We start from the raw sequence: 11772 nt of genomic DNA, 5'->3' as shown, positions 1-11772 counted from the left end.
GTCCCCCAGGAAGGGTCCGCCCATGTCCCGATCCGCCCGCGCCGTCGCCGGTGGGCTCGCCGTACTCGTGGCCCTCGCCGCGGTGACGACGACTCCATCGCAGGCCGACGGTGCCGCCGTACCTGATGCCGTACCATCTACCCAGTCGACCCACCGCGTCACGCTTCTCACTGGCGACGTGGTCACCCTGACCGAAACCGCGGGCGGGCCGCCGACGGCCGCCGTCGATCAGGCCGCCGGCAACGCCGGAGGGGTCCAGATCCAGCAGGTCGGCGACGACCTGCACGTCGTACCGGACGTCGCGCTGCCGTACCTCGCTGCGGGCCGTCTCGACCCCGAACTCTTCAACGTCACGTCGCTCGTCGACCAGGGGTACGACGACGCCTCGGTGAAGTCGATCCCGCTCATCGTGCAGTACCGCCCGGGCCTGCGTGCCGCCGTCGCGACCCCGCAGCACGCCGACCGTGGCGCCACGCTGGAGAGCATCGGCGGCCTCGGCCTGTCCGCGCGCAAGGCGGAGGCCGCGCAGTTCTGGTCCGGAATCACCGCTAGCACCGCTAGGTCCGCTAGCACTGCTAGGTCCGCGACGCCGGGCCAGTTCGGCGCTGGGATCCAGAAGGTGTTCCTCGACGGGAAGGTCGAAGCCAGCCTGGCCGAGAGCGTCGCCCAGGTCGGCGCGCCGGACGCCTGGGCCCAGGGCCTCGACGGCACCGGTACGACGGTTGCCGTCCTGGACACCGGCATCGACCAGACCCACCCCGATCTAGCCGGGCGGATCGCCGAGACCAAGAGCTTCGTCCCGGGTGAGACCACCGACGACGTCAACGGTCACGGCACGCACGTCGCTTCCACGGTCGCCGGTACCGGCGCGGCGTCGAACGGCGTCGAGAAGGGTGTCGCGCCGGCCGCGCAGCTCGCGATCGGCAAGGTGCTCAACGACAGCGGCTCGGGTGCCGAGTCCTGGATCATCGAAGGGATGGAGTGGGCCGCGCACCGCGCCAAGGTGGTCAGCATGAGCCTCGGCAGCACCGAGGCCAGCGACGGCACCGACCCGATGGCGCTCGCGGTCGACGAACTGAGTGCCGAGACCGGCGCGCTGTTCGTCATTGCCGCAGGCAACTACGGCCGGGTCAGCGGGATCGGCTCGCCGGGTGCGGCAGCGTCCGCGCTCACCGTCGGCGCGGTGGACAAGAACGACGAGCGGGCCTACTTCCAGGACATGGGTCCGCGCCTCGGCGACGCCACGGTGAAGCCGGAGATCGTGGCGCCGGGCGTCGACGTGCTGGCGGCCCGCGCGGCGAAGTCCTCGGGCACGGGGTATTACAAGTCGCTCAGCGGTACGTCGATGGCGACGCCGCACGTGGCCGGTGCCGCGGCGCTGCTCGTCCAGAAGCATCCCGACTGGACGGGCGAGCAGGTCAAGGCCGCATTGGTCAGTACGGCGAAGCCACTTGCCGGCGAGACGGCGTACCAGGTCGGCGGTGGTCGGCTCGACGTACCGGCGGCTGCGTTCGGGAAGGTGGTCGCGACCGCGACCCGCGACTTCGGGTTCCACGCCTGGCCGCACGGTGACGACGCGCCGGTCGCACGCACCATCACCTACACGAACCTCGGCGATACCCCGGCCACGCTCGACCTGTCGGCCGACGTGACCAGCGACGGTACGACGCCCGCGCCCGCCGGACTGTTCACGCTCGGATCGGGCCAAGTCACCGTGCCCGCGAACGGGACCGCCTCGGTCACCGTCACCGCGACGCCGAACCTGGCCACGCCGGGACTGACCTACTCGGGCACGATCATCGCCAAGCAGGACGGCAAGCAGATCGCGCAGACAGCGGTCGGCCTTGTGATGGAAGGGGAGCGGTACGACCTCGACGTGCACGCGACCGGTCGTGACGGCAAGCCGGCGGGTGGGTTCCTGACGCTGTACAAGTACGGCGACCAGTTCGTGAACACGTTCGAGATCGATCCCGCCACCGGGACCGTCTCCGGCCAGCGCCTGACGCCTGGCGTGTACGCGGCGTACTCCTGGCTGCCGGTCGACGGAGGCGACGGTGTCGCGCTGGTCGGCAACCCGCACCTTGTGATCGAGAAGAACGCCGGCCTCGAGCTCGACGCGCGCCAGGCGAACCCGATCACCCTCAGCACGCCGCTGCCCGGCGATGACGTCTATCGCCGGTCCGGCTGGTACCACGACTCGGGGATCGGCGGCGACTACGCGACCTTCCTCACCCAGTACGTGCCGACGCCGCTCGTCACCAAGGTGTACGCCGCTCCGACCGGCGCGGTGGCTGGTGGCGTGTACGACTTCTCGTCCCGCTGGCGCCGTACGTCGCCGCTCGTGTCGATGACCGTCGACGACAAGCAGTTGCACCCGTTGCTGCAGCGCGGTTCGAAGCGCTGGGACGGCAAGGCGACGCTGACTGCGGCGTACGTCGGTGCTGGTGCGGCGGCGAACTACGTGGGCAAGGATGTTCGAGGGAAGGCCGTGTTCGTGACGGCGAGCGATGCGGTGCCGCCGAGTGCGCGGGCGACGGCTGCTCGCGATGCCGGAGCTCGGCTGCTCGTCGTGGTGAACAACGGTGCGGGCAAGTACTACGACCTCGCCGGAGGAACCGATCTGCCCGTGTACTCGCTGACGGCCGCCGAGGGTGGTCCGCTGGTTGCGCGGATCGGTGCCGGAGGCAACGTTCGGCTGCGGGTGACGGGTACCGAGGCGCCGCCGTACCTGTATGACCTGGTGAAGGCCTACACCGGTGCGCTTCCCGCGGACCTGCGGTACGCACCGCGGGCCGGGGAGCTGGCCACGGTCGTCAACCGGTTCGTCGGGCCGACCGGCGAGCTCGCGTTCGAGAGCCGCGCCGACTGCCGGATCGGGTTCTGGCCGCCATGTCTGCAGGTGACCGAGCCGATCCACCTCGGGACTCAGCGGATCGACTACGTGTCCACGCAGGAGGGGACGGACTGGTACGAGCAGACGAACCGCCCGCGGGGCTGGGAGCAGCGGGGCGAGCAGCACGCCTACCAGCCGCGGACTCTGCAGACGAACTCGTGGTTCGCTCCGGCCGCCCGGCCGCGGGTCGGCTCGGGGTACTGGAACCCGCGCCGCAGCGGTGACTTCTTCGCGGTGAACGTGCCGACGGCGAGCAGTGGCGACCAGGGTGTCACCGGTTCGATGGACGACGAGTCGACCGTGGAGACGCGGCTGTTCCAGAACGGGAGGCTGGTTCGGAAGAGTTCGTTCCAGGCGGTGCAGACCGGCGTACCGGCGACGTCCGGTTGGGCGAACTACCGGTTCGAGATGGACACCGCTCGTCCGGAGGTGTGGAGCCTCGGGACGAAGACGACGAGTGCGTGGGACTTCCGGGCCCAGACGACCGAGTCGAGCGACTGGGTCTACCTGCCGCTGATCCAGCTCGACTACCACCTGGCGACGGACCTGAACGGCGCGTTCGCGGGTGGCAGCCGGCAGCGCATCGGGCTGTCCGCGTTCCAGTTCGCCGGCGTCGAGGGTGCGGGCAAGGTCAACGGCGCGACGCTGGAGGTCTCGTACGACGACGGCGCCAGTTGGCGCGCGACTCCGCTCTCGCGGACCGGTGCCGACTGGTCGGCGAATGTACGGCTGCCGAAGGGTGCGTCGTACCTCTCGCTGCGCGCGACGGCCACCGACGACGCCGGGAACAAGGTCAGCCAGGAAGTGATTCGGGCGGCCGCGATCCGGTGACGAAATGAACCAGCCGGCGGTGATCAGGAGTTCCTGGTCACCGCCGGCTGCTGTTGCCGGTGTGCTGCGTGGGTCGTCAGCTGACGCTGATCAGGTCGACGACGAAGATCAGGGTCTCGCCGGGCTTGATCGCGCCGCCCGCGCCGCGGTCGCCGTACCCGAGGTGCGGCGGGATGACGAGCTTGCGCCGGCCGCCGACCTTCATGCCCTGGACGCCGGTGTCCCAGCCCTGGATGACCTGGCCCACGCCGAGCTGGAACGCCAGCGGGGCGCCGCGGTTGTACGACGCGTCGAACTCCTCGCCGGTGGAGTGGGCAACGCCCACGTAGTGCACGTTCACCCGCGAACCGGCCTTGGCCTCGTCGCCCTCGCCCACGGTGATGTCGGTGATCTCGAGATCCGCCGGCGGCGGCCCGTCCGGAAAGTCGATCTCTGGCTTCTCAGTCATGCCACCAGCTAACCAGATTGCCCTAGGCTCTCGATCATGAGGCCGACCAGTGGGGGTGGGCCGGACCTGGAGGTGCTGTGATGCCGGAGCCTGTGACGCAGACGCTCGACGTACCGGGGGCGACGCTGACGTACGACGTGCGCGGTGACCTGGCGCAACGGCCGGTGTTGTTGATGATCGGCTCGCCGATGGGCGCCAGCGGATTCCCGACGCTGGCCTCGCATTTCGAGGACCGCACCGTGGTGACGTACGACCCGCGGGGTGTCGAGCGCAGCGTCCGTAGTGGTGAGCTGGGTGAGCTCTCGCCTGATGACCACGCCGGTGACCTCGCCGCGCTCATCGAGCACCTGGACGCGGGGCCTGTGGACATCTTCGCCAGCAGTGGCGGTGCTGTGAATGCGCTGGCGCTGACAGCCCGTCGCCCTGACCTGATCAACACGCTGGTCGCGCACGAGCCACCGCTCGCCGGGATCCTCCCGGACAGCGAGGCAGCACTGGCCGCGGTCGCGGACATGTACGAGACCTACCAGCGCGACGGCATGGGGGCCGGGATGGCGAAGTTCATCACGCTGGTGTCGTACGACGGCGAGATCCCGGCCGACTACACGCAGCAGCCCGCGCCGGATCCGGCGATGTTCGGCCTGCCCTCGGAGGACGACGGGACGCGGACGGATGCTCTGCTGGGGCAGAACCTTCGCGGCTGTACGTCGTACCAGCCGGACTTCGACGCCCTGGGCAAGGCGACCGACCGGATCGTCATCGGGATCGGCGAGGAGTCGGGCAACGCGCTCGCGGGTCGGGGCGGGAAGGCAGTGGCCGAGAGGCTCGGGCTGACGCCGGTCGTATTCCCGAGTGGGCACGGTGGCTTCCTCGGTAACGAGTACGGTCAGCCGGGCAAGCCGGTCGAGTTCGCCGCCAAGCTACGCGAGGTGCTCGGCTAGAGTTGCGCTCTGTGATCAGGGCGCTCGTTGTGGTGATCGGGCTGTCGACGGCACCTGTACCGCAGGCGCCGGCGGAGACCTATGCGCAGTACTCGCTGATGTTCGAGAAGTCCGCCGGGCAGTACTTCGCCGGCGGGACGGCGGCCGGGCAGTGGGCGTGGACTCCGTTGAGTACGACGGAGTCCGACATCTCCTGGGGTGACCCGAAGGCCTGGCCGCCGACCAGCAACCCATCCCGCCCAACGCCGGCCGCCAGCACTACGTCAAGTGGACCATCCCCGCCGCCGGCTACCCGCTACCGCTCAAACAACCCGCCATCCGCTCGGGCTACTTCTTGACGGTTTTGTTGTACTGGTCGATTTGGGGCTTGATGGAGTCTGCGGCTGCCTTCATGGCGGTGGCTGGGTCGGTGCCCAGGACCGCTTTTTCCAGGCCGTCTTCGGCGGCTTTGCGGGCTTGGGGCATGACGCCGAGGATGCAGCCGGAGGAGGCGTTGGTCGGTTTGGTGTTGTGGAGTTGGGTGATCGCCGTGGTGAACTGCGGGTACTGCGCCACCCACGCCTTGTCGGCGGGCTCGTCCAGCGCCTTCTTGTTGATGGGGAAGTAGCCCGTTCCGGTGTGCCAGGCTGCTTGCTGGGCAGGGGAGGAGGCGAACTTCACGAACTCCCACGAGGCGCGCTTCTCGGCGTCCGAGTGGCCGGGGCCGTCGATCCACAGTGAGGCACCGCCGATGATCGGCCCGCCGCTGTCAGAGGCGGTCAGGTGCGGGAACGGCGCGGTCATGACCGTGAACTTGCCCTTCGCGGCGTCGATGTAGCCCCGCAGCGCACCGGTCGACTCCAGGTGCATCGCCGACGTACCGGACTTGAAGACGGCCTGCGCGTCGTCGGTCTTCTTGCCCGTGTTCGGCATCAGACCCTGCTTGACCATTTCCTGGTACCAGGTCGCGATCTTCACGCCCTGCTCGTCGGCGAAGTTCACCTTCGTCGCCAGGTCCTTGCGGCCGTTGTCGTTGTCGCAGTACGTCGAACCGGACTGGGCGATCAGCTGCTCCACGAACCACCCGTAGATCGCCGCGTTGAAGCCGTACTGGACGGTCTTCCCACCCTGCTTGACGGTCAGCTTCTTCGCCGCCGCCATGATCTCGTCGAGGTTCGTCGGCGGCTTGTTCGGATCGAGGCCGGCCTTCACGAAGGCTTCCTTGTTGATGTACAGCAACGGCATCGACGAGTTGAACGGCATCGAGTTCAGTGCGCCGTCGATCGAGTAGTAGTTCGCGATGTTCGGCTCGATCGAGTCCAGCGTGTAGCCGTCCTTGTCGGCGAACTTCTGCACCGGCACGGTCTGCTTGGAGTCGATCATGAACCGCGACCCGATGTCGTAGATCTGTACGACGGAAGGCGTGTTGCCCTGCTGCACCGAGGTCTTGTACTTCGTGATCGTGTCGTCGTAGTCACCCTGGTAGACCGCGGTGACCTCGATCTTGCCGGAGTTCGCGGCGTTGAACGCCTTCACCAGCTTGTCGACGGCCGCGCCGTTCGCGCCCTTCATGCCGTGCCAGAAGGTGACCTTCGTGACCCCGCTGGCCTTGTCGAGCGCGCTGGCGTCGGGCACGTCCTGCCCGCCGTTGCCGGAGTCCTTGGAATCCGAGGAGTCACCACAGCCGGCGGCGACCAGAGCCAGCACCGCCAGCAGTGCCGCGGCACGCGCCGTACGTCGGACGGATCTCATGAGAACCAACCTTTCTAGCGAATCGCACCCGCGGTCAGCCCGCGGACGATGAAGCGCTGGCCGAAGATCACGATGGCCAGCGTGGGGAGGATCGACAGCGTGACGCCGGCCAGGATGAGTCCCGGGTCGGCGGCCTCCGCGTCGTTGAGCTGGCTGATGCCGATCTGCAAGGTACGGCGGGACGCCGTGTCGCCGATCAGCAACGGCCAGAAGAACTGGTTCCACGCGGACAGGAACACGTACAGCCCGACCGCCGTCAGCGCGGGCTTGTTCAGCGGCAGCAGGATCCGGCTGAGGAACCGCCAGTGCCCGGCGCCGTCGATCGTTGCCGCGTCGCGCAGTTCCACCGGGAACTGCAGGAACGACTGCCGGAGCAGGAACACCCCGAACGCGTTCGCCAGGAACGGCAGCACCAGCGCGATCATCGTCCCGGCGTACGTCTTGGTCAGTCCGTGCCCGTTGAGCTCCCAACTCGTGATCGTCAGGTAGTTCGGCAGCACGATCGACTCCCACGGCACCATCAGCGTGGCCAGGAAGAGCCCGAAGAGAACGGTGCGGCCCCACATCTTCATGAAGACGAACGCGTACGCCGCCAGCACGCTGGTGATCAGCTGCGACAACGTGATGATCGACGTCTGCAGGATCGAGTTCAGGTACTGCTGCCCGATCGGCGTACCCGACGAGGTCGCGCCCTTGTAGTTGCCGGTGAAGAGCCCGTGCGGGACGAGATCCGGCGGGTACGACGAGATCTGGCCGGGGGACATGACCGACCCGGCGATGACGTAGTACACCGGGAAGATCACCAGCAGCGCGGCCCCGATCAGCACCACGTAGGTGACGACACGACCTGTTCTCACTTGTAGTGCACCCGCCTCTCCAGGACGCCGAACTGGATCGCCGTACAGGCGAGCAGGATCACCAGCAGCACGATCGCCTGGGCCGACGCGGCGCCGAAGTCACTGGCGTTGTTCGCGAAGGCGGTGTGGTAGATCGAGTAGACGAGCGTCTTGGTCGACTGCTCCGGTCCGCCCTCCGGCGTCAGGATCTTGATCTGCCCGAAGCCCTGCAGGGACTGGATCGTGGAGATCACGATCAGGAAGAACAGCTGCGGGCCGAGCAGCGGGATCGTGATGTAGCGCGACGCGCTGAACCCGCCGGCGCCGTCCAGCGTGGCGGCCTCGTTGATCTCGGCCGGGATCGCGCCGATGCCCGCGGACAGGACCAGCACGTTGTACCCGATGCTCATCCAGACCGTGGTGATGGCGACGCTGATCAGCGCCCAGGACGGGTCGGTCAGCCAGCCGATCCGGTCGACGCCGAACCGGCCGAGCAGGCCGTTCGCGAGCCCGATCGCCGGGTTGTAGATGGTGGCGAAGATGACCGAGGCGCTGGCGACCGAGAACGCGAACGGCAGCGCGAAGGCGGTCCGGAAGATCCGGATGCCCTTGATGTGCTGCTCGAGCAGCAGTACGACGACCAGCGCGCCGAGCACGCCGGGGATCACGGTCAGCAGCACGAATGCGAACGTCACCCAGAGGATGTGCCGGAACTCGGCCGAGCCGAGCATGTCCTTGTAGTGCTGCAGCCCGACGTACGCGTCCGGCCGGCCGAACAGGTCCGAGCCGTGCAACGACAGCGAGACGGACTTGCCCAGCGGCCAGATGATGAACAGCGCGAACACCACCAGGCAGGGGACGAGCATCAGCCAGGACACCAGAGAGACCGGTGTCGGGCGGCGGCCGGCACGCGCCGGTACTGAGTTGGTAGTCAATCGCTCACCTCCAGTAAAAGCGCAGTCTTGCACCGCTTGAGGCCTCTGTACCCGGGGCACGCTAGGCTGAGCGCCCGTGAAGGTCTTGGTGATCGGCTCCGGTGGCCGCGAGCATGCTCTGGCCTGGGCGCTGGCCCAGGATTCGGAGGTCGAGCAGGTCGTCGCGGCCCCGGGCAACCCTGGCATCGCCGTGTTGCGTCCGGCGTACGACGGGCAAACAATCGTTTGCCGTCCGGTGGACATCTCCGACCACGACGCGGTCGTCGCGCTGGCCCGGGAGCTGGACGTCGATCTGGTGGTCGTCGGACCGGAGGCGCCGCTGGTGGCCGGCCTGGCCGACCCGCTGCGGGACGCCGGGTTCGCGGTCTTCGGACCGTCCCGGGAAGCCGCGCAGATCGAGGGCTCGAAGGCGTTCGCCAAGGACGTGATGGCCGCCGCGAGCGTGCCGACCGGCCGGGCGTACGTGTGCACCACACCCGAGGAGGCCGCGACGGCGATCGACGCGTTCGGGCCGCCGTACGTCGTGAAGGACGACGGGCTCGCCGCGGGCAAAGGTGTGGTCGTCACCTCCGACCGTGAGGCGGCGCTCGCGCACGCGGCCGAGTGCGACCAGGTGCTGATCGAGGAGTTCCTGGACGGCCCCGAGGTGTCGCTGTTCGCGATCACCGACGGGACGACCGTGCTGCCGATGCAGCCGGCGCAGGACTTCAAGCGCCTCGGCGACAACGACGAGGGCCCGAACACCGGCGGGATGGGCGCCTACACGCCGCTGCCGTGGGCGCCGGACGACCTCGTCGCCGACATCACCGAGCACGTCCTGCAGCCGACGATCGACGAGCTCCGCCACCGCGGTACGCCGTTCAGCGGCCTGCTGTACGCCGGTCTCGCGCTGACGTCGCGCGGTGTCCGCGTGATCGAGTTCAACTGCCGCTTCGGCGACCCGGAGACGCAGGCGCTGTTGCCGATGCTGAAGACCCCGCTGGGCGGCCTGCTGTACGCCGCCGCCACCGGCAAGCTCGCCGACCACGGTGCCCTGAGCTGGCGGAACGCGTCGTCGGTCGCGGTCGTGGTCGCCGCGAAGAAGTACCCGGCCAGCCCGCGCAAGGGCGACGCGATCACGGGCGTCGAGCAGGCGGAGAACGACGACGTCCGCGTCTTCCACGCCGGTACTGCGCTCAACGACGAGGAACTGGTCACGGCAGGCGGCCGCGTCCTCGCGGTGAGCGCTGTCGGAAAGGACCTCGCCGAGGCCCGCCAGCGCGCGTACGCCGCCGTCGGTCAGATCCGGATCAAGGGCTCCCAGCACCGCACCGACATCGCCCTCAAGGCCGAGCGCGGCGAGATCACCGTCTGAACCTCAGAGGTACCCGCTCCCGGTCGTCGGGCCGAGCGTGCCGTCGATCGTGTTGTCCCGCACCGGTTTGAACGGATCGATCTTCGGCATCGCCGGCAACGGGTGCTCCAGCATGTCCCGGAGCCGCTCGTCCTCGATTCCCGGTACGCCGAGCACCGCAACCCGCCGTACGCCGGTGCCAGGGTGCTGCAACAGGTCGCGGTACGTCGGGCTGAACCAGCGGAGCATCCGGAGCTGTCCCTTCGCGCGGACGGCCGCCTCGAGCTCCTTGACCGCCTCGGTGGCCGCGATCCGCGTGCGGAAGTCCGCGACGCCGAGGCCGCTCTCCGGGACCAGCGCGAGCGCGGCCGCCTCCACCGGGTACGCCGCCTCGGAGCGGACGAGCTTGACCCGCTGCCGCTTGTCCGCCACCTCCAGCCGGCAGTCCGTGGCGAGCGCCACGAAGATGACCAGTGCTGCTCGCTCGGCGCCGCCGATCAGCCATGCGGCCTCATACGTGGTCAACTTGTTCATGTACACACAGTGACTTTGGATAGGGTCACGAAAACAGGGAACCGGATCGCCGGGTCGGGGGTGTTGGTGGGTATGGAGACGGAGGGGCTGCGAGAGTTCTACAGCGCCCACCAGCCGCGGCTGGTGGGTGTGATCTCGCTGCTGACCGGGTCACGTGCCGAGGCCGAGGACATCGTCCAGGAGGCGTTCGTCCGGCTCGTGCCCCGCTGGGAGAAGGTGTCGCGGTACGACGCTCCGGAGGCCTGGGTCCGCCTGGTCGCCGTGCGGCTGGCCGCGAACAGGCACCGGGACGGAAATCGGTTCACACAGCTGTTCCACCGGCTGCCGGCCGAACACGTCCCGGACCCCGCCGACCGGTACGCCGGTGACCTCGAGCAGGCTCTCGCCGGCCTGCCGATGCCGACCCGGCAGGTCGTCGTCCTCCATTACGTCTGTGACCTGAGCGTGGCTCAGGTGGCGGACACGCTCGGTATCGCGGAAGGCACGGTGAAGTCGCGCCTGTCCCGCGCCCGGGACGCCCTGTCCGAATCATTGCTGTTGAGGAGTGACGACCATGCCTGATCTGCAGGAGGACCTGCAGGCGCTGGCCGACCGCCGCGCCGCCGAGTCAGCCGGAGACTTCGACTCCGTTCTGACCACGGCCAAGACCCGCAAGCGCCGCCGGACCGCCGGTCTGACCGTGATCGGTGCGGCCGCTGTGGTCGGCGCCGTCGCGATCGTCCCGACGCTTCGCCCGGCCTCGAACACGCCCGTGGCCGACAGCCCGGTGCCGACGAACGCCGTGGTTCCGCCGTCGGTCGAGTCGGTGCCGTCCGCCCCGGCGATCCAGAAGGCCGGTCCGCTGGGCCTGAAGTCGGTGACCGCGCTTACCAAGGCAGCCGGCGGCCAGTTTGTCGCCTCGTTTCCGGACAAGCAGGTCCGCGCGGTGACCTTCTCGCTGTCCTCGGCGTCCAAGCCGGAGGTCGCGCTGTACACGTTGGTCGCGAAGGTCCCGGGGGACGCGACCACGCCGTACGCGATCCGGATGACAGGTGAGATGGGGATGAGCATCCCGTCGTACCAGGGCGCCGGTCCGTACACGCTGGCGATGCCGAAGGGCCTGCCGTCGGGCTCGTACCGGGTGTGCACCCTGTCCGGTTCGCTGCTCTGCGGTCTGGTGACCGTCAACTAGTAAGAGGTCGCGCGGAGCGGTGGTGCCTGCTGCGCGCCGCCCCGCGGGCACTGGGCGGCGTTGTCGTCGGTCGACAGGACTCCGTCCTGCCTCCCTCCTCCGCCTTGCCCAGCACTCCG

General features: G+C 68.8%; 11 protein-coding genes. 6 read left to right on the top strand and 5 right to left on the bottom strand.

What is annotated here, in order from left to right; translation table 11 throughout:
* The first annotated feature begins 22 nt into the window (after positions 1-22).
* Positions 23-3724 (top strand): S8 family serine peptidase, encoded by a 3702-nt coding sequence (locus tag EV137_RS14975; protein ID WP_134129640.1) that lies wholly within the window; start codon positions 23-25, stop codon positions 3722-3724.
* Between the two features lie 76 nt (positions 3725-3800).
* Here the strand turns inward: EV137_RS14975 and EV137_RS14970 are convergent, their stop codons facing one another.
* The gene (locus tag EV137_RS14970) at positions 3801-4172 is read right to left on the bottom strand and encodes an FKBP-type peptidyl-prolyl cis-trans isomerase (RefSeq protein ID WP_133785989.1); all 372 of its coding nucleotides are present in this window, start codon (positions 4170-4172) and stop codon (positions 3801-3803) included.
* An 80-nt stretch (positions 4173-4252) separates the two neighbouring features.
* On the opposite strand from EV137_RS14970, the gene EV137_RS14965 reads away from it, so the two are divergent.
* Together EV137_RS14965 and EV137_RS14960 are read left to right on the top strand one after the other, a co-directional pair.
* Positions 4253-5113 (top strand): alpha/beta fold hydrolase, encoded by an 861-nt coding sequence (locus tag EV137_RS14965; protein ID WP_134129638.1) that lies wholly within the window; start codon positions 4253-4255, stop codon positions 5111-5113.
* An 11-nt stretch (positions 5114-5124) separates the two neighbouring features.
* Positions 5125-5451: a hypothetical protein gene (locus EV137_RS14960; protein ID WP_238175342.1), complete on the top strand. Its 327-nt coding sequence runs from the start codon at positions 5125-5127 to the stop codon at positions 5449-5451.
* Here EV137_RS14960 and EV137_RS14955 read toward each other — a convergent pair.
* From EV137_RS14955 to EV137_RS14945, 3 genes are read right to left on the bottom strand one after another with little or no spacing between them, the layout of a single operon-like run.
* Positions 5441-6844 (bottom strand): ABC transporter substrate-binding protein, encoded by a 1404-nt coding sequence (locus EV137_RS14955; protein WP_134129636.1) that lies wholly within the window; start codon positions 6842-6844, stop codon positions 5441-5443. The genes EV137_RS14960 and EV137_RS14955 overlap by 11 nt on opposite strands.
* A 14-nt stretch (positions 6845-6858) precedes the next feature.
* On the bottom strand, positions 6859-7701 hold the full coding sequence (locus EV137_RS14950; protein ID WP_134129634.1) for a carbohydrate ABC transporter permease: 843 nt from the start codon (positions 7699-7701) through the stop codon (positions 6859-6861).
* Positions 7698-8615, bottom strand: coding sequence for a carbohydrate ABC transporter permease (locus EV137_RS14945; protein WP_238175341.1), 918 nt, complete (start codon positions 8613-8615; stop codon positions 7698-7700). The genes EV137_RS14950 and EV137_RS14945 overlap by 4 nt, the downstream gene beginning before the upstream one ends.
* 76 nt (positions 8616-8691) lie before the next feature.
* Between EV137_RS14945 and purD the strand changes: the two genes are divergently transcribed.
* Complete coding sequence (purD, locus tag EV137_RS14940) at positions 8692-9969, top strand: phosphoribosylamine--glycine ligase (protein ID WP_134012194.1); 1278 nt, start codon at positions 8692-8694, stop codon at positions 9967-9969.
* Positions 9970-9972: 3 nt separating this feature from the next.
* Here purD and EV137_RS14935 read toward each other — a convergent pair whose 3' ends face one another.
* Positions 9973-10482 carry a DUF2207 domain-containing protein gene (locus EV137_RS14935; RefSeq protein ID WP_134129632.1) on the bottom strand — a complete coding sequence of 170 codons (510 nt, stop codon included), beginning with the start codon at positions 10480-10482 and terminating at the stop codon, positions 9973-9975.
* 72 nt (positions 10483-10554) lie between these two features.
* On the opposite strand from EV137_RS14935, the gene EV137_RS14930 reads away from it, so the two are divergent.
* Both EV137_RS14930 and EV137_RS14925 read left to right on the top strand, forming a co-directional pair.
* On the top strand, positions 10555-11043 hold the full coding sequence (locus EV137_RS14930; RefSeq protein ID WP_134012198.1) for a SigE family RNA polymerase sigma factor: 489 nt from the start codon (positions 10555-10557) through the stop codon (positions 11041-11043).
* Positions 11036-11653: a RodZ family helix-turn-helix domain-containing protein gene (locus EV137_RS14925; RefSeq protein ID WP_134129630.1), complete on the top strand. Its 618-nt coding sequence runs from the start codon at positions 11036-11038 to the stop codon at positions 11651-11653. Before EV137_RS14930 ends, EV137_RS14925 begins: the two co-directional genes overlap by 8 nt.
* The last annotated feature ends 119 nt before the right edge of the window (positions 11654-11772 follow it).

The sequence above is a fragment of the Kribbella pratensis genome (assembly GCF_004366075.1).
In the GTDB taxonomy this organism is placed as follows: domain Bacteria; phylum Actinomycetota; class Actinomycetes; order Propionibacteriales; family Kribbellaceae; genus Kribbella; species Kribbella pratensis.
Note: the sequence above shows the minus strand (reverse complement) of the source record. Positions and strands in the feature narration are given on the sequence as shown.

Coding starts and splice junctions, on each gene's coding strand:
- EV137_RS14975 (WP_134129640.1), top strand. CDS start 23: ATGTCCCGATCCGCCCGCGCCGTCGCCGGTGGGCTCGCCGTACTCGTG.
- EV137_RS14970 (WP_133785989.1), bottom strand. CDS start 4,172: ATGACTGAGAAGCCAGAGATCGACTTTCCGGACGGGCCGCCGCCGGCG.
- EV137_RS14965 (WP_134129638.1), top strand. CDS start 4,253: ATGCCGGAGCCTGTGACGCAGACGCTCGACGTACCGGGGGCGACGCTG.
- EV137_RS14955 (WP_134129636.1), bottom strand. CDS start 6,844: ATGAGATCCGTCCGACGTACGGCGCGTGCCGCGGCACTGCTGGCGGTG.
- EV137_RS14935 (WP_134129632.1), bottom strand. CDS start 10,482: ATGAACAAGTTGACCACGTATGAGGCCGCATGGCTGATCGGCGGCGCC.
- EV137_RS14930 (WP_134012198.1), top strand. CDS start 10,555: ATGGAGACGGAGGGGCTGCGAGAGTTCTACAGCGCCCACCAGCCGCGG.
- EV137_RS14925 (WP_134129630.1), top strand. CDS start 11,036: ATGCCTGATCTGCAGGAGGACCTGCAGGCGCTGGCCGACCGCCGCGCC.